Raw genomic sequence first — 17,439 nt, forward strand, 5'->3', positions numbered from 1 at the left:
CATCGCAAAATACAACCGCGACCGCCCGCACAGTTCGCTTGACAGGCTGACGCCGGATGAGTTTTACTTTAAACACCTGCCCGCAACACCCAAGGCAGCTTAAACAGAATCGCAAGATATTTCACTTAAAACTTCAAAGATTCTGTCCAACTAAACGGGGCCACCTCTCCCTGATCGAAAAACTCTGGCGGTTGACATATTAGCTCCCTCTTTGTATTTACAAAAAGTATATACATTTTATGTGCGGATTGTCAATTTAACTGTGGCGATGATCCAGGCATCAGTAACATTCGCTGTTGTGATTGAATTCTTTAATGCAAACAAAAGACATTTAGTGCACTCATACTCATTCAAAATAGAATCAGGAGTCTCCTGTATGCAAATTGCACTGCACCGAAAACTCATCCTTACCGCGATTATTTGTTTGATGCTTTATCAGGTGGGCACCTGGATTGCGCTGATTGCAGGCGCAGTGTGGGGTGCAGGGGCCGCAGTGATCGTGGCCGTGGTTTCCTATGTCTGCGCACGACTGGCCAAACGCGGTGCAACCAGTACCCTCTGGTTTTTGATGCCGACACTCTTATTTACGGTGATTCCATTGTTAGCCAAGGGCTGGAGTCTGTTTACCAGCCAAACCGGCGCTGTGGATATGCTGGTAGATCTGGTGCCTTTGCTGGTGGGGTTTGTGATTCCGGTCGCGCTGTTATCCATGGTCTATCTCGACATGCGCAAGAAGACCTTGCTCGTAGACTAAAGCAGGCTGTCAGCACGATGCAGTGCAATAACAATCCACAATAACCCGTTATAATCACGGGCTCAAACACATCTGAATTAAGCAAACATGCAAGCAAGTTATTTCGGTAAGCCGCGTTCTTCTTCTAAATTGTGGGCGATTGGTCGCTGGTTTGGTCCTTTTGCTCCGCTGGTGGTGATGTTTATTGTCGGGCTGGTATTTCTCTCGCTCACGCGCGTCGGCTTGGTGTTATGGAAGTGGCAGCGTGTTCAGGCCACAGGAGAGCTGGCGCAGATTTTATTACAGGGCGTGCGGGTGGATGTCATTCAACTCGGTTTGCTGGCCTTAATCCCGGTCTTGCTGTCGCCGATATTAGCGACGCGCAATCACTTCAAGCTCTGGCGTGGGTTGACGTATGTGTGGGTTTTGCTGGCCTTGGTGTTACTGGTGTTTATGGAGGCGGCCACCCCTGGCTTTATTCAGGAATACGATATCCGCCCCAATCGGATTTTTGTCGAATATCTGAAATACCCGCATGAAGTGTTTGGCATGTTGTGGCAAGGCTTCAGGCAAGAGCTGTTTTTTGGACTGGCGATGACCGTCGTTGCCTTTGCTGTGGTCGTCAGGATATTAAACCCATGGCGCAACACCGAGGCGCGCTGGTCAAACCTCGCGCTTTGGCTGGTGTGGCCGCTGGTATTTGTGTTGACGGTATTTGCGATTCGTTCGACATTGACGCACCGTCCGGCCAATCCGGCACTGTTTGCGATTACGCAGGACAGTATGGTCAACAGCCTGATTTTAAATTCCACCTATTCAGTCATTTACGCAGCCTACAGTTTGCAGCACGAAGCCAAATCGAGTGAAATATACGGCAAGTTGCCGCGTGAAAAAGTGTTTGCACTCACCGGCGCCAAAGAGTCAGATATTCCCACACTGCGCACACTACAACCGGTCACGCATACTGATAAACCCTACAACCTGGTGATTCTGCTGCAAGAGAGCCTGGGGGCCGGTTTTGTGGAATCGCTGGGCGGCAAGCCGGTGACACCCAATCTTGAAAAACTCAAATCCGAAGGCATCTGGTTTACCCAGATGTATGCCACGGGGACCCGTTCTGTACGCGGGATTGAAGCCGTAGTGACTGGCTTTCAGCCCACGCCCGCCGACAGTACCGTCAAACTGGGTTTAAGCCAGAAAAACTTTTTCACGCTGGCTGCCTTGCTGAGCAAGCAGGGCTATTTAACCGAGTTTATTTATGGGGGCGAATCGCATTTTGATAATATGCGCAGCTTTTTCATGGGCAATGGTTTTCAGCAGATTACTGATCAGCCAGATTTTAAAAATCCGGTGTTTGTGGCCAGCTGGGGCGCCTCGGATGAAGACCTGCTGAATAAAACCCACGAGCAACTGTTGGCGCATCATGCGAGCGGCAAGCCCTTTTTTACACTGGCGTTCAGCTCTTCCAACCATGCGCCCTTTGAATTCCCGGATGGCCGTATTGATCTCTATGAGCAACCCAAGGCTACCGATAACAATGCGGTGAAATATGCTGACTATGCGATGGGGGAGTTTATTAAAAAAGCCAAAGCCAGCCCGTACTGGAAAGACACGGTGTTTTTGATTGTAGCTGATCATGATATTCGGGTACGTGGCGATTCACTGGTGCCGATTGAGCATTTTCATATTCCGGCGCTGATTTTGGGTGGCCCGGTGCAAGCAAAAACAGTAGAAGTCATTGCCAGTCAGATGGATTTGCCGGTCACTATGTTGTCATTGATGGGGGTACAGGCACAGCACCCGATGACTGGACAAGATTTGTTAAATGTAAGTGCTGACTACCGCGGACGCGCCATGATGCAGTACAACTACACCTATGGTTGGATGCAACAGACCGGCGCTACGGCTGCCGACAATGAGGTGGTAGTGTTGCGCGAGGGGCAAGCCCCTGCTTTTGGGCATTATGATGTGCTAAACAAGCAACTGCAGACCACACCGGTCCCAGCGCAGGGCAAGGAACTCGCTGAGCGTGCGCTAGCCAATGCCTTGTTGCCTGCATTGCTATACAAAGAGCAGCGTTACCGCTTGCCTGAATAAGAGAACAGAGTGAAGCGTCAAAAATTACCCTCCATGTTGACCCGTCAGGTGGTGCTGGACGGGTTTGCATACCTGCTTAAAGGTGGTTTTCAGCTCAACAAAAGTCATTTGCCTGGTGAGGGGCACCGGATTCCGGATCACTTTGTGGGTATTTGTGTGGCCACCAACGCGCAAGCCGGGACAGATGATTATGTGCTGGCACAACTGATTGGGCTTGGATTAGGTAGGGTAAGGCTGGATATCGGCGATGATGACATGTTGCCCCATCAGTTACGTTTGCTGCAAACCTTGTCAGATGCAGGGCTGCTGGTGGATGTGCATCTGGTACAACCGTTTGCCATGGCCAGGCAAATGCTGGATGCCGAGACTCAGGCAAGATGGCAGCAATTTGTCGAACAATTTTTGCAGCACCATGCGACGCAAATCGCGAGTCTTGAAATAGGCAATACCATCAATCGCAAGCGGTGGGCCGGATATCACTGGCCGGGTTTTTTGCGGGCTTGGCAAATCGCGCATGGTTTGGCCAGGCAATACGGTGTGAAGGTTGTTGGCCCCAATATTCAGGATTTTGAGCCGTTCTACAACATCAGTGCTTTCAAAAAATTGCAGGCTGAACATTTGCTGCCGGATGTGCACAGTAACAATTTGTTTGTTGAGCGCGTGATCGAGCCTGAGCAAGCCGACCACCGCATTTTTAAATTCCGCTGGACACGTTGTTTCAAATTCAACCTGATCAAAAAAGCGCGGCTATTACAGAAAATCGGCGCGGATTTCGGGGTGCCAGCCTTGATCTCGCCAGTCGCTTTCTGGGCGATTTATCGTATTCAGCGTCATTTACCGGATGGCGCGCAAAAGCAGGCGGATTATGTGACACGCTATTTCACTTTGCTGGCAGCCTCGGGCGCGGTGCAGCAGGCCAACTGGGGTGCCATGATTTGCCACCGTGAAGGCGTGATTAATGATGGTCTCGATGACGCACGCTATCCTGCATTGGAAAGAGTTGCTTACTATCGCTCAGCCAGTGGGCAGCCGGAGGAGTATCAGCGCAATCCAAGTTTTAAGGCACTGAGAACTGTAGCTCGCTGGTTGAACGGCGCCGAATACATTGCCCCCCTGGCCACCGGCAACGGCTTGGAAATTCATCAATTGCGCAAGCATCAAAAGCAGATCCATGTAGCATGGGCGGTCAATGGGCGTTGCGCTATTCTGGACGAGATTTATGCTGACTCCTGTTTGCGCAAGGCAGAGTTTATCAGTCGCGACGGACAAGTGATCGCGCAACCGTCCCTGATTAGCGAAATCCCGGTTTATCTGGTCTGGGATATTTCTGATGTGGTTGAATTGCATACCACACAGCCAGCCTTGTCGCAGACCGTGATTCACGCCCATATTCAGGGGCTTAAATATTATCCGGTACACGATGGTGACTGGCGTGGCATGCTGTTGGCAGAGAACCGGGAACAGGCCATACAATTCTGGCGTGCCTGGCACCCTGACACCTTAAAGGCCCCTGAAAAAGATCAAGCCTTGCGCCATGCCAGAAATGCGATCTGGCCATTGCCTGACCCGCGTGCGGAGGGCAAAAGAGTCACCGTCAAGCAACCTGTCAAAATGCACTGGCACAAGACCATACTTGACCGGTTTAAACCCAGCAAAGCTAAACGGAGCTGGAATGGTGCCATGGAATTGCTGCGACGTGGCGTCGGCACAGCCATGCCGCTGGCCTATTTTGAGCGCGTGGACGACCCCGGCCTCAAGCAGAATTTCTATATCTGCGAGTATGTGACGCATGACTTTGCGATCTCACAGGCTTTTATTGCATTCAGTCAGGGTGCCACAGCGTTTCAAGGTATTCCAGCAGAGCGCTTGTATCAGGCCTTTGCCGGATTTTGCCAACGCATGCATGCCTCGGGGATTTATTTCCGTGACTTTTCCGGTGGCAATATACTGGTGAGCCAACAGGAAAAACAATTGAACTTTGCCCTGATTGATACCGCACGTCTGCATGCATATCCAACGGCGACACCGCAAGCGGAGCGCATGGCCGACTTGACCAGGGCCATTCATAAACTGCACTGGGAGGGGCGCAAGCAGTTTTTATCGTATTATCTGGGCGTGTCTGCAAGCCGCCTGCGTATACGCACGGTGCTGCCTTTTTACCGATATGATCTTAAAGTCTATTTAAAACGCAGGATAGGCCGTAAAGGCTGGAAGCGACTGTTGCGGTATATCAAACAACAACGTGGTTAAACCTCTACTTAGGCCAGTCTCATGAAAATCATGAATACAAGTTGCGCAGTTTAATCACGACAACAAGTACGGGCAGTTTTAATATGGTCACACGTTGATAGCAACTGCTAAAACGAATTTAAGGAAAAAGGAGAAATGACTATGTGGACTAAACCAGCTGCTACCGAAATGCGTTTCGGTTTTGAAGTAACTATGTACGTTATGAACAAATAATTTGTTCTTCAGTACCTGACGGGCGCTTTTAGCGCCCGTTTTCATTTGTGGCGCTTTTAAAACTTTCTGTGAACGCTATGTTCCAACCAGCGACTTTTAACGAAATACTCTCGTGCTGAGGTTTTGTACCATGCGTAAAAATAAGTTGTTGTTCGCGGTTGCGATGTGGATATTGAGTGCACCGTTGCATGCCTGCATTGAGGCTTCCGCGTTGCAGAGGCTGGCCGAAAGTGAAATGGGCTATATGTCGCAACGCATTCCGCCGGCGTTCGCAGATGCGGTGGCTGATCGCCAAATACAGGGCAATATGCAGATTGCGTCAGCAGATGCCTGTCAGTTGCATTGGCAGCTGACGTTGCCTGCAGCTGATATTGAAGAGGCGCAGGCGATTTTACAGGCACAGCCTGCCAAGCAGATCATGTTGGCTGCACAGGGGTACGAGATCCCGGCACAGACGTCACTGGACGCATTGTTTTTGCTGGATGAAAAACGCATGCAGCCACAGCCTAAAGAGGGGTTGCAGACTGCCCCGTTAGGCAAGCTCAGAGCAAGTGTAGAGCTGATGTATGCCTTGCTGACCCAGGCACGTGCAGATGCCGCCGCGCGTCATCCGGTCTGGACGGAGCCTGAGACCCAGATATTGAATGCACAATGTGCCATGCAGTTCGTGGCTAAAGAGGATATTCAGCAAGCCTGTGCTTGTCGCACGCAAGAAATTTCAGCCCGGTTTACTGCGAGGCAGGTACGGTACAACCAGTATATTTCGAGCAATCCCTACGCCTTTGCGAGCGGTAATGGCGGTGACTTCAAGCAGCTCGACAAACGGCTGCAAGAACGCTGCGGTCTGGCTGTGCGCTAAACGTGCACTCAGTAGTTAATCTGGCCTGACAAATACCAGCCAGTCTGATTGTCTTTATTGGCAATGGTGCCCAAGTCAATATAAGCGCCGGTGACAGAAACGTTTTTATGTGGAAACCACGTCATGAATACATCATGTGCGCTGTTTTCTTTATACACTGACAAATTGTCCGGTTTGTAACGTAACTCTGAGCCCAGTAGCCAGTTGTCACTCAGCATGACCGCGGCTGACACCGCGGGATAAATACGATATTGGTCATGTTTGTCTCCGCCAAATCCCAATAATCCAAACTGATTGGCTTTGCTGGCATGCAGATTGGCATTTAATAACAGGTTATAGCCGTTTAAAGCACCTAAATACAGCTTGCTGGCTGCGACATAGAGGTCAATCCCGCTGCGGCTTTGGGCCCCCAGCAATTTGGGTACAAAGCTATAATCTTCATTGTATTTATATTGCGCACCTACTGAAACTTGCGGTAACCAGTTATCTTGGTCATAAATGGCGTCTCCCAGCACGCGCACTTTCACGCCCAGTGTGTTTAAGTGAATTTCTTCACCAGGCACAGTATCACTGAGACCAAACCTCGCCTGGCTGGCGCTGACCTCCACGCGATTGTAAAAGCCCAGTGCAATGCCCGTGGTGCGCAATTTAAAGTCGCCTTTGGTTTCTGCATGGGTATAAAAAGCAGAACCGCCAATTTGCTGATTGGTGCCATAGCCTGTAATCAGGGCCCACGGCATCAGGCCACCCCCGCCAGCACCTTCAACTTGTGTCACACCACCCGTGCCCAGTAAGCGGTCGCCCGCTAATGCGGATGTCGATGTTGTGAGCGCGAAACAAAGCCAAATCGCTGATTTTTTGAAATGTATCAAGCGCATCATTCCCTCTTGCTGACTAATTTAGTTAACGCATTATTAATCATCGCTACTCAATATTATTGATAAGATAAAGGCGAAAAATCGGAGCTTTTCTGATGAATGAAATATTTAGGTCGACATTAATATGTTAGGTGTGCTAAAAAAAGGAAAAAATGATGCGGTATTTAGTGATGATTCTCATCCTGAGTATATGTGTTGCGTGCCAGCCAGCGCAACCCAGGCCAGAAGCCAGTTTGTATCAAAGAATTGGTGGCAAGGCGATGCTCACCAGATTGTCAAATCAAACGCTTGACATAGTGAGTAAAGACCCCAGAACCAGTCGCTCATTTGAAGGGGTTAAAATGGGTACTCTCAAACAGAGTCTGACAGACTTTTTGTGTGTGAAAACGGGTGGCGACTGCATTTACGAGGGTGAAACCATGAAAAATTCTCATGCCGATGCCAAGATCACTATGGCAGAATATGAGATTATGGTGGAAGTGCTGCGCGAGCGCATGAACATAAACGGCGTGGGAACGCGTGAAAAAAACGAGTTGCTAAAAATTTTAGCGCCCATGAAACATGACGTGGTGACACAATAATAGGATTGCTGTGCTGAAATTGATTTTTGTCTATGTCGGCTGGTGGATTGTAACAGGTATCTTTGCAATCCCGTTGTATGCGGCTGAAGTGACGTTTACTGTGACGGATGCTACTGGCAAGCCATTTCCTGATGCGGTGGTTGCCTTGTTTGATGGTAAGTCAGCAGCGCTTACAACCACCGCAAATACTAAAATTGTTCAAAAAAACAAGCAGTTCAATCCAGGCGTCACCGTGGTTCAAACCGGGACATTGATACATTTTCCCAATGAGGACACAGTCCGCCATCATGTGTACTCATTTTCCCCCGCAAAAAAATTTGAGTTAAAGCTTTATAGGGGTGTGGCAGCAAACCCGGTGCAGTTTGATCAGGCCGGCGTCGTCAGTTTGGGCTGCAATATTCATGATTCAATGATAGGGTATATTTACGTGCTTGATACGCCATTTTTTGCCAAGACCGATAGTCAGGGGCAGGCCGTGCTCACTGTTGCCGATGGGCAGTACACGTATCAAGTGTGGCCAGCGGGCAGGCTGAAGCCGTCAGTAGAGCAGAAACAGCACATTAATGGTGCAACCGCAATCAAGGTCAATCTCCCATGAAAAAGCTGCATGGGTTGATTCAGTTTAAACATATCCGCACACGTATTGCCGTGGTTTTTCTGTCGGTGGTCGTGGTGTTGCAACTGGCCGGACTGGTGCCCATGAAGTTCAGTCTGACACATCACGCCAACAAGATTGCAGAAAATCAAATTGAAATCGGCGAGCGGATTTTTGTCAGTCTGATACAACACAATACCCAAAGCTATAAACAGGCCGCGCAAGTGCTGGCAGCAGATTATGCTTTTCGTGAAGCGGTTGCCAGCGCAGATATCGAAACCATAGAGTCAGCGCTCAGCAATTATCAATCCAGAATTCATGCCGAGGTCGCTTATTACGTCAGCGAAGACGGTGCAATGGTGGTGAGCACTGCAAATAGTCAGGAAGCCTATCGGAAAGTGGATTTAAAGCAGGCCAGCCAGCAGTTCAACTCGGGCAAACTTAAATTTGACATCATTGATGGCAAACCCTTCCAGTTGATTTCTGTGCCAGTCAAGGCACCCGTGGTCATCGGCTGGATTGTGCTTGGATTCAAGATTGATAACAATCTGGCCAACCAGATCAAGCAACTCACCAATCTGGATGTCACCTTTATTCAGAAAATGCCGCAAAAGAGCTGGCAACTGGTCAGTGGCACCTTGTCTCCGGAGTCTGGCAATACGCTGATTCATGCCATTTCCGGCATTTACCGTGAGCAACTGAGTATTCATAGCATTGAAATGGATGACAAAGAGTATCACCTGAAAATGCGGTCGCTGTATGAAGGCGCAAACGGTGAAAGCTTAATGGTTGTTTTGCAAGGCTCGGTGACCAGGTTTGTTCAAGATTTGAATACGCTTTTCTTGACCATGCTTTTCTTGACCATGGTTGGCATCGGATTATTGGCTGTCGTCATCTGGTATATCGCCAGAAAGTTGGTGCAGCCGATTACCGAACTTGCAGATAATGTCAGCGAGATGACCCAGGGTAACTACGATCAGGAAATCCAGATCAACCGCAGTGATGAGCTTGGTCATTTGGGTAAATTGTTTAACGACATGCGTGAGGCCATACAGCAGCGTACACGCAGAATTCAGCGTTTGGCGTTTAATGATGAATTGACCGGTTTATCTAATCGCCTCGCATTTATGCAAGGCATCGGATCTGCCATTCTGACGCATGCTGAAAGTAAAGATAAATGCAGCGTGATTGTGATCAATATCAACCGCTTCAAGCCCATCAATAACACCTTGGGCCGTGATTTTGGAGATGACTTGCTCAGACATGTGGGCCAGGTGCTCAAGGAAAATATTTACGCCGCCCATGACATAGTCGCGCGACTGGATGCGGATGAATTTGCAGTGTTGTTACATCATGCTGATCAAACCAGAGCAACCGCTTATGCTGCCAAAATCAATGCTATATTGGATCAACCGGTACATGTGCAAGGGCAAGCCATCGATGTGCGCACCGGCATAGGGGTCGCCGTTTATCCCGAGCATGGGATGGATGAGGAGTCTTTGCTCAACCATGCCGAAACAGCCCAGCAGGAATCAAAATCTAAAAAGACGGAGTGGATTGTCTACAACGCGGCATTGGAAATTGACCAGTCTGAGACCTTGACCTTGATCTCTGATCTGAAAGAAGCCATTTCTCAGAATCAGTTGCTGCTATACATCCAGCCTAAAATTGATGTGGCGACGCGTAAAGTGTTGGGTGGTGAGGCCCTGATCCGCTGGGTACATCCGGAAAAAGGCATGATATTCCCGGATCAGTTTATTCCATTTGCCGAACAAACCGGTGTCATCAGTGATATTACTAACTGGATGCTGAATCGCGCCTGTGAGGTACTGGCAGAATATAAGCGCCAAGGCCTGCATATGAGTCTGGCTGTGAACTTATCCACACGAGACTTAAATAACATTGAATTGCCTGAACAGCTTGCCGTGTTACTCGCCCAGCATGGACTGGATACCAGGTCTCTGAAACTGGAGATTACAGAGGGCAGTTTGATGCAGGATCCCGAGCGTGCAGAAACCGTAGTGCGCAAACTGGCTGGCATGGGCTTGCATTTGTCGATTGATGACTTTGGTACAGGCTATTCCTCGCTGGCCTATCTGCGTCAATTGCCGGTACAAGAGTTAAAAATTGACCGCTCATTTGTCATGTTTATGGATAAAAATGTAAGTGATGCCAGCATCGTTAAATCGACCATTGATCTGGCGCATAATCTTGGTTTGAAAGTGGTCGCGGAAGGCATCGAAAACGAGGGCGTACTGGCGCAGTTGGCCAAACTTGGATGTGACGAAGGGCAGGGCTATTTTATCGGCAAACCCATGCCGGAAAAAGACTTTTCAGTCTGGCTGGAGCGCTGGGAAGGGCAGGATCAGGTGGATATCAACGTCGATATTGGCGATGACATGCGGTTTGCCACCAACCCGCTTGACCCTGTGTTGGACGAAAAAAGTACATTAAAATTAAACAGCTGATTTTGAATACATGGCGATTAGCCACGGGCGTCACGCCCGTTTAGCAAGTAAGCCACAATCAGCCCGTTTGCCAGACCAAATACAATGCTTGCCATCAACAGCGGTGGCAGTAACAGGAAAGTTTGCGGGACGGGAATCAACCATAGCCTGACCATCAAAAGTTGCCCTGTGATATGTGCCATGGCTGCCAGTATGCTGAGGCTGACTGCACTAAAGTAGCTGGCAGGCAGTCTACTTGCCAGCCAAAGTGCTACCAAACTGGTGAGGGCGCCGGTCATGCTCAGGAAAAAGGTGGGTGTGAGGAGTTGTCCAAACAATAAGCTGCCAGCCAGCACCCTGAGTAGACTCACACTGGCTGCCGTTGCAAATCCATAGCGATACAATACAAACAGCACCACAATATTCGCAATCCCCGGTTTGACGCCAGGCAACAGGCTGGGAAACGTGGCTTCCAGCAAATGCAGGCTGATGGCCAGTGTCGTCAAGCCTGCAATTTGCCTGTCTCTGTCAGTGATAGTCAGTGAGATGGATTGCATGGCCGTCTCTTCAATAACTCAGGCTATCAAAGCCTGATTCTCCGAGTAATACAATGCTTACCTGATTGGGCAGGCACAACACCACCTGCCCCGCACGGCGCAGCCAGCCTTGTTGTACACAATACTGGTTATGACAGGGCGCATGTTCAAAGCGGACTTTGCCCTGATGGATGTGGATCACACTTTGCCCCATCGTACCTTTCACCGTGATATGTCTGTCTTGCATGAGGTCATACGTACCGATAATGTGTGTGCCCTGGCGAATCTGGCATTTTGTGGCGTGCGCGTAGTTTCCCCAGTCCGACCATAGCCAGCCGGTGATGCCCAGGCTGAGCAGTAGCACTAGCCAGTCCCCCCATAACAATGGGCGCAGCTTACTCAACCAGGTGCGCATGTCTCGCGGTCTCCGGATGCAGCCAGGTCAGTCGTTGCTGCATGGGTGGGTTGAGTGAAATCTTGCCTGTTTGGTCAACCATTAACCAGCCAAATACGCCCATGGTTGAAGCTAATGCGCTGGCTTGTTCAGGCGCAATAAACATGGGTTTTGAAGCCACGTCCGACAGCACACCAGCATGCCCCTGTGGTGCAATCAGCACGGTCACAGCTTGTGTGGTCTGCACTGGCATACCGGTGCGCGGGTCAATAATATGACAATAGCGCATGCCGTCTTTCATATAATAGCGCTGATAATCACCCGAGGTGCCAATGGCCCAGCCACTCGGTAAATCAAGGGCTGCCATCGCCCCCGGCTGGCGTGGATGCTGGATGCCCACTCGCCATGCGCGTCCATGATGTTGACCCAGCGCCATCACATTGCCGCCGATATTGATGAGGGCGTTTTTAACCCCATGCGCTTTTAGTATCGCCATGCCTTCATCCAGCGCATAGCCTTTGGCGTAGCCGCCCAAATCCATCTTTACTGAGCGATTGCGAGAGGCCACGACATCCTTTGTAATGGTTAAATCGGTCATCGCTGGCCGTTGTGCCTGTAGCCGCTGTAATTGTTGCGGCGCGAATTGCACAGGGCTGAATTGCTCACGGTGAAAACCCCACAATGCAATCAACTGGCCGATGGCCGGATTGAACAGCCCACCGGATTGCACCGATAATTGTTGTGCGTGTTGTAACAGGTCTGCCAGCGTATGCGAAACAGGAATACTACTGTTGCCTTGGGTAATGGCGGTATTGAGTTGCTGGAGTTCACCTGCTTGCCAGGCGTGCAGTTGCTGATGCAACTGTTGGTAACGTGCGAATACCGCCTGACTGGCCTGTTGCGCCTTTGCCTCTGACAGGTCGTCAATCTGTACATCCACCAGCGTGCCAAACACATAAGCCTCGCTGTGCGTGCTGTCAGGCTGGCAGCCGCCGCACAGACTGATTAATCCTAATAAACATAACCATCGATACATCAGCAAATTATCTCATACATCGTTCGTCCTGCTATTGCATGTGCTGCGCCGTACAAGGGATTTAAAGTGAATCGTGATTGATTAGTTTTATTAATGATTAAAATTTAAACAATCAATTTTATTTTTATGGTGAAGCGTTTCATAATGCATGCCCAGAGTTCAACAAGGAGACCCGTCATGAACCAACGCAGAATGCATGCTAAAGGCAGTTTTATTGTGAATTACATGATTGATGTGATCACCAGGCGCTTCACACATATGTAAATATTCCTGGCTTTCAAATAAAATCGCTTGCAATTATATAGTGCACTATTTAAAATAAAAAGCATGGATATTAAAGACAATCGTGTCATACCCGTGCTGAATGACCAGTTATGTTTTGCCGTGTATTCGCTTTCACTGGCGATTAGCAAGGTGTACCGGCCATTACTCAAGCAGCTGGATTTAACTTACCCGCAATACCTGGTGATGCTGGTGTTATGGGAAGGCGATCAGTTATCTGTTTCCGAAATTGGTGAAAAACTGTTTCTGGACTCTGCCACTTTGACGCCCTTATTAAAGCGGTTGGAAGTCTCTGGATTACTCAGTCGCGAACGTTCCAGCCGGGATGAGCGTCAGGTCATTATATGCCTGACAACCGCTGGCAAACAGTTACGCGCGCAAGCTGGCCAAGTGATGGAAACCATGCTGTGCGCCATGGGATGTTCGATCGAGGAAGTACAGGGTTTGCGCGATAGGCTCAATGGCCTGCGTAATCATTTGGTCATGAATCTGGACTAGAGTAAGGGCCACGCTAAGCGCTATTGAAAGTGTATTTTTTATATAGTGCACGATTTAATTTTGAGCGATCAAAAATGCAGTCAGTATCAGGGTGTTTTTATGTCAGTAGTGAGTCATTTTAAATTTTTTTGAGAAAGGATGAAGCAATGCAACGTTCAACAATGATCCGTTTGGCAGTGACGGCCGCTTTATTGGCCACGCGTTCCGCATGGGCGGAGGACAAACCTGTCACCGAGCAGTTGGTAGATACCTTGACCACATTGTCCGGTGGGCCACATAAGGGTTATCGGGCCAATCATGCCAAAGGCGTGATGGTCGAAGGGACATTTACACCGACTGCGCAGGCGGCGGGTATTTCAAGTGCACCGCACTTTAAATCGGGTTCAACACCTGTGCTGGTGCGTTATTCCGATGCCACCGGTGTCCCTAACATACCGGATGCAAACGGTAATGCGTTTCCGAAAGGCATTGCGATTCGCTTTAAATTGCCTAATGATGAAGCTACCGACATTGTCAGCATTTCGGTGAACGGATTTCCCGCTGCGACGCCAGAAGACTTTCTTGGCTTGCTGAATGCCGTGCGCGATTCTGCCAACAGCACAGCCAAACCGAGTCCGGTCGAGCAGTTTGTGGGCAGCCATCCGGCAGCATTGAAATTTGTCACCACGCCAAAACCGGCACCGGTCAGCTTTGCTACCCAGCCATTTTTCGGGGTGAATGCATTTAAATTCACCAATGCGGCAGGACAAAGCGTCTATGGCCGTTACCAGATCATTCCGGGGGCTGGTGCGCAATATCTGAGCAAAGAAGCTGCGGACAAGGCTGCACCAGACTATTTGATGGAAGACATTGTGACGCGTGTTAAAGGCCAGGGTGTGCAATACAAACTGGTATTGCAAATCGCCGACAACGGTGATGTGGTGAATGATGCAACCGTACTATGGCCGGACACGCGCAAAACGGTAGAACTGGGTACTTTGACTCTGAACCGTGCGGTGGTTGATAGCAAGGCGGCAGAAAAACCGTTGATGTTTAATCCGCTGCTACTGCCTGAGGGCATTGCGCCGAGTCAGGATCCCATCCTGCTGGCCAGACCTGCGGCGTATGCAGTGAGTTACGGCAGAAGACTCGCCAACTAAAACCAAGGCAGCCTTTCGACAAGTGTGTCCGAAAGGCTGTTTACCCAATGCAGGGAGCGTCAGGCGTTCCCTGCATTAAATACAATCGCTTTACCATTAATGCAGTAGCGCAAACCATGTTCCGTTTTGCCGTCGGGAAAGACATGTCCGAGATGCGCATCACACACATTGCATGTCACCTCCACTCTCTGCATGCCATGGCTTTCATCCCAAAAATAAGCAATGGCATTCGCCGTCACCGGTTGGTCAAATGAGGGCCATCCTGAGGGGGAATCAAATTTCTGGCCAGAATCAAACAGCACTTGCTGGCAGCACACGCAAGCGTACAAGCCAGGAGTAAAAGCCTGACAGATTTCTGAAGAAAACGGCCGCTCTGTTCCACGTAAACGCGTAATGGCAAACACATCCTCATCCAGCACTTCACGCCAGGCGCGTGGAGATTTTTGTACTTTGCGCGCAGGCGCCGGATTGCCAAATTGCGCCCACTTCAGAATATCTTTCCAATTCACCATCATTGTTAGCCAGTCAGGAGTTAATGCCGGATTTTCCATGCTTGTTTATCGCATCAGTCCTTGTCATCGACTGATACACTGCTTTTTGAGTATATCACCAGCAAAAAGTTTGCAGGGAGCAACGGATTGATCGTCAGACCCAGACCCCGTTTAATAGAGTTGTTTTTTATTGTCAAAGGTTCGATTGTACTCAGAATCATGCCTTTGCTTGTGTTTCTGGCTGTGTTGTCAGCCGGCATCGTATCTATTTATACCTTCAGACCCGACTGGTTACCACGCTTTGATGGCGGCCCCTTTGCCTTGTTGGGTATTACGCTGTCCATATTTCTCGCCTTTAGAAATAACGCCTGCTATGAACGCTGGTGGGAGGCCAGAAAAATTTGGGGTGAGTTTATGTTGACAGCCAGAAATCTCGGGCGACTGAGTCAGATTCTGGACAAGCACGCTGAGGGAGTCAGTCCCGACCGCAGACAACTGCTGGAACTCAATATTGCCTATGCACATGCTTTGTTGCTGCAACTGCGCCCAGGCAACCAACTGCCCAAAATAAAATCGCTCTTGCCAGAATCCTTGGTGCACACATTTATCCATAGCACAAACCCGCCAGAAGTCATTTTGCGCACTATGGAGCGTATCCTGATTGACGCATTGCGCGCAGGACAGATTCAACCCATCCAGTTTAACCTGCTGGAAGAATTGATCCAGAAACTGGCACAGGCACAAGCGGCCTGTGAGCGTATTCAAAATACACCGATCCCGTTTGGCTATACATTGCTGCTACACCGTACCGCCTATACTTTCTGCTTTTTAATGCCATTCTGTTTCGCCAACACACTGGGATGGGCGACGCCATTTGTCACGGCACTGGCGGCCTACACGCTGTTTGGACTGGATGCGTTAGGCAATGAGCTGGAGGAGCCGTTTGCGCCGATTGCCAATGCATTACCGATAAATGCTCTGACCGATATCATTGAAATAGAACTCAGAGAAGCGCTTGGCGATGAAGTGTTGCTAGCGCTGCCGCTCCCAAAAGAGTTTGTATTGATGTAAGCATTGCTTAGAGGGACTCTAGAAACTTAAGTAGCAGGGCGCGCTCCTCTTTGCTCAAGTGGCGAAAGCGCTCTCGGGCAGTATTTGCTTCGCCGCCATGCCATAAAATAGCCTCAGTTAGGTTTCTGGCGCGGCCATCATGCAAAAAACCAGCATTGGCATGCACGGTCTTTGCCAGGCCTATGCCCCACAGCGGCGGCGTGCGCCATTCACTGCCATTGGCTGCAAAATCTGGCCGATGATCTGCCAGTCCTTCACCCATATCATGCAGCAACAGGTCAGTATAAGGGCTCAACTGGCGCTGCTTGCGTAGCGCCAGGCTGGGCTGCTGGTGCGCCTTTAATTGATCCGTATGGCATTCAATGCATTGCGCCTGTTTAAACAGGCTTGCACCACGCTGGGTTTCTGCACTGTGAGGCAACGGTGGTGGCACGTCCAAGGCGCTCAGGTAAAACTGGATCTGGTCTAATTGCTGCATTGTCAGTTCCGGTGTTGCATTGGTTTGTGCGAGGCAGGCGGCTTGTTGTGCGCTGCAGTTTTCTTGTGGAAACAGGCTGGATGTAATGCCTAAATCGCCATGAAAAGCGCTGGCAATCTGTTGCCGTAAATTGGGCACATTGGCTTTCCAGCCAAATTTGCCAAGCACGGTTTTCTGCTGTGCAATGTCCCACACCCGGTTGGGTCGGCCACTAATGCCTGCCGGTTTGCTGCGTTGGGCCTGCTGCAAAATCTCTTCATCGCTGATACTATCGAGCAAACCCAGGCCAAACACCGCAGGTGCAATGCGCGCAGATGTTTGCACGGGCGCAAGTGGCCCATAAGCCAGTGCGCTGAACCGGATGTTAGGTCGACGCAGGGTGACAGTCTCGCCATCTGCAAACGTGACCAAGACCGGGATATAGTCAATATCGGCAATGCCTTCACCAGCCACACCGGGAACACCAAACTCATTGAGCTGATCGCCATAGATTGGATGCGGCACGTGATTGTTTTGTGCGTCGGTCACGCTGAGCCGCACCAGCATGGTTTTCATCGACTGGTGAGGACCGTCGGGTGCAAAGCCGCGGCCATTGCCAGGATGGCAGGCCACACACGAAAAACGGTTATAAAGCGGCCCCAGTCCGCTAAATTGGCTGTCTTCACTCCCTGGGGTCGTCCATACCTGGCTAAACAGCGTGCGCCCGGCCTGAAACGTGTTTAATGCACTGGCCTCTAGGCTGGGTACAGGGTGGGTGTAGGCATCCGCAGTCCGCTGCGCGTGCGTGATGTTGGCTTCTTGCGCGTGCAGCCCCTGGCTGAGCAGGCAACATAGCAGCAAGCGCAGTACCATTACCAGCAT

At 50.0% G+C, this 17,439-nt stretch carries 17 protein-coding genes; 11 read left to right on the forward strand and 6 right to left on the reverse strand.

Annotated features, from left to right (window positions below; genetic code table 11):
- Nucleotides 1–376: 376 nt before the first annotated feature.
- The 5 genes from Q9291_RS00455 to Q9291_RS00475 all read left to right on the forward strand — a co-directional run bounded on the left by Q9291_RS00455 (nucleotide 377) and on the right by Q9291_RS00475 (nucleotide 6,152).
- Entirely contained in the window at nucleotides 377–754 is a 378-nt protein-coding gene (locus Q9291_RS00455) for a hypothetical protein (RefSeq protein WP_306388014.1), read from the forward strand.
- Nucleotides 755–841: 87 nt separating this feature from the next.
- Complete coding sequence (locus Q9291_RS00460; RefSeq protein ID WP_306388015.1) at nucleotides 842–2,830, forward strand: LTA synthase family protein; 1,989 nt, start codon at nucleotides 842–844, stop codon at nucleotides 2,828–2,830.
- A 9-nt stretch (nucleotides 2,831–2,839) separates the two neighbouring features.
- Nucleotides 2,840–5,080 (forward strand): lipopolysaccharide kinase InaA family protein, encoded by a 2,241-nt coding sequence (locus tag Q9291_RS00465; RefSeq protein WP_306388016.1) that lies wholly within the window; start codon nucleotides 2,840–2,842, stop codon nucleotides 5,078–5,080.
- 141 nt (nucleotides 5,081–5,221) lie between these two features.
- Nucleotides 5,222–5,293 (forward strand): pyrroloquinoline quinone precursor peptide PqqA, encoded by a 72-nt coding sequence (pqqA, locus tag Q9291_RS00470; RefSeq protein WP_081624291.1) that lies wholly within the window; start codon nucleotides 5,222–5,224, stop codon nucleotides 5,291–5,293.
- 130 nt (nucleotides 5,294–5,423) lie between these two features.
- A complete protein-coding gene (locus Q9291_RS00475) occupies nucleotides 5,424–6,152 on the forward strand; it encodes a hypothetical protein (protein ID WP_306388017.1) in 729 nt (242 codons plus the stop codon).
- Between the two features lie 8 nt (nucleotides 6,153–6,160).
- On the opposite strand, the gene Q9291_RS00480 is transcribed toward Q9291_RS00475, so the two are convergent.
- Nucleotides 6,161–7,030 carry a DUF3034 family protein gene (locus tag Q9291_RS00480; RefSeq protein ID WP_370530719.1) on the reverse strand — a complete coding sequence of 290 codons (870 nt, stop codon included), beginning with the start codon at nucleotides 7,028–7,030 and terminating at the stop codon, nucleotides 6,161–6,163.
- Between the two features lie 170 nt (nucleotides 7,031–7,200).
- Between Q9291_RS00480 and Q9291_RS00485 the strand changes: the two genes are divergently transcribed.
- From Q9291_RS00485 to Q9291_RS00495, 3 genes are read left to right on the forward strand one after another with little or no spacing between them, the layout of a single operon-like run.
- Nucleotides 7,201–7,611, forward strand: coding sequence for a group I truncated hemoglobin (locus tag Q9291_RS00485; RefSeq protein ID WP_306388255.1), 411 nt, complete (start codon nucleotides 7,201–7,203; stop codon nucleotides 7,609–7,611).
- A 10-nt stretch (nucleotides 7,612–7,621) separates the two neighbouring features.
- Nucleotides 7,622–8,209, forward strand: coding sequence for a methylamine utilization protein (locus tag Q9291_RS00490; RefSeq protein ID WP_306388019.1), 588 nt, complete (start codon nucleotides 7,622–7,624; stop codon nucleotides 8,207–8,209).
- On the forward strand, nucleotides 8,206–10,674 hold the full coding sequence (locus tag Q9291_RS00495) for a bifunctional diguanylate cyclase/phosphodiesterase (protein WP_306388020.1): 2,469 nt from the start codon (nucleotides 8,206–8,208) through the stop codon (nucleotides 10,672–10,674). The genes Q9291_RS00490 and Q9291_RS00495 overlap by 4 nt, the downstream gene beginning before the upstream one ends.
- A gap of 17 nt (nucleotides 10,675–10,691) precedes the next feature.
- Here Q9291_RS00495 and Q9291_RS00500 read toward each other — a convergent pair whose 3' ends face one another.
- Genes Q9291_RS00500 through Q9291_RS00510 form a run of 3 tightly spaced genes read right to left on the reverse strand, consistent with a single transcriptional unit; the run spans nucleotide 10,692 to nucleotide 12,619 of the window.
- On the reverse strand, nucleotides 10,692–11,210 hold the full coding sequence (locus tag Q9291_RS00500; protein WP_306388021.1) for a Gx transporter family protein: 519 nt from the start codon (nucleotides 11,208–11,210) through the stop codon (nucleotides 10,692–10,694).
- 10 nt (nucleotides 11,211–11,220) lie between these two features.
- Nucleotides 11,221–11,604, reverse strand: a complete 384-nt coding sequence (locus tag Q9291_RS00505; RefSeq protein ID WP_306388022.1) for a NusG domain II-containing protein — start codon at nucleotides 11,602–11,604, stop codon at nucleotides 11,221–11,223.
- Nucleotides 11,585–12,619, reverse strand: coding sequence for an FAD:protein FMN transferase (locus Q9291_RS00510; protein WP_306388023.1), 1,035 nt, complete (start codon nucleotides 12,617–12,619; stop codon nucleotides 11,585–11,587). The genes Q9291_RS00505 and Q9291_RS00510 overlap by 20 nt, the downstream gene beginning before the upstream one ends.
- A 327-nt stretch (nucleotides 12,620–12,946) precedes the next feature.
- Between Q9291_RS00510 and Q9291_RS00515 the strand changes: the two genes are divergently transcribed.
- Both Q9291_RS00515 and Q9291_RS00520 read left to right on the forward strand, forming a co-directional pair.
- Entirely contained in the window at nucleotides 12,947–13,399 is a 453-nt protein-coding gene (locus Q9291_RS00515) for a MarR family winged helix-turn-helix transcriptional regulator (RefSeq protein WP_306388024.1), read from the forward strand.
- Nucleotides 13,400–13,545: 146 nt separating this feature from the next.
- On the forward strand, nucleotides 13,546–14,538 hold the full coding sequence (locus tag Q9291_RS00520) for a catalase family peroxidase (protein WP_306388025.1): 993 nt from the start codon (nucleotides 13,546–13,548) through the stop codon (nucleotides 14,536–14,538).
- Between the two features lie 59 nt (nucleotides 14,539–14,597).
- Here Q9291_RS00520 and msrB read toward each other — a convergent pair whose 3' ends face one another.
- A complete protein-coding gene (gene msrB, locus Q9291_RS00525) occupies nucleotides 14,598–15,089 on the reverse strand; it encodes a peptide-methionine (R)-S-oxide reductase MsrB (RefSeq protein WP_306388026.1) in 492 nt (163 codons plus the stop codon).
- 87 nt (nucleotides 15,090–15,176) lie between these two features.
- On the opposite strand from msrB, the gene Q9291_RS00530 reads away from it, so the two are divergent.
- A complete protein-coding gene (locus Q9291_RS00530) occupies nucleotides 15,177–16,100 on the forward strand; it encodes a bestrophin family protein (protein ID WP_306388027.1) in 924 nt (307 codons plus the stop codon).
- Between the two features lie 7 nt (nucleotides 16,101–16,107).
- Here the strand turns inward: Q9291_RS00530 and Q9291_RS00535 are convergent, their stop codons facing one another.
- Nucleotides 16,108–17,439 (reverse strand): di-heme oxidoreductase family protein, encoded by a 1,332-nt coding sequence (locus Q9291_RS00535; RefSeq protein ID WP_306388028.1) that lies wholly within the window; start codon nucleotides 17,437–17,439, stop codon nucleotides 16,108–16,110.

The organism is Methylophilus aquaticus, assembly GCF_030769565.1.
In the GTDB taxonomy this organism is placed as follows: Bacteria; Pseudomonadota; Gammaproteobacteria; order Burkholderiales; family Methylophilaceae; genus Methylophilus; species Methylophilus aquaticus.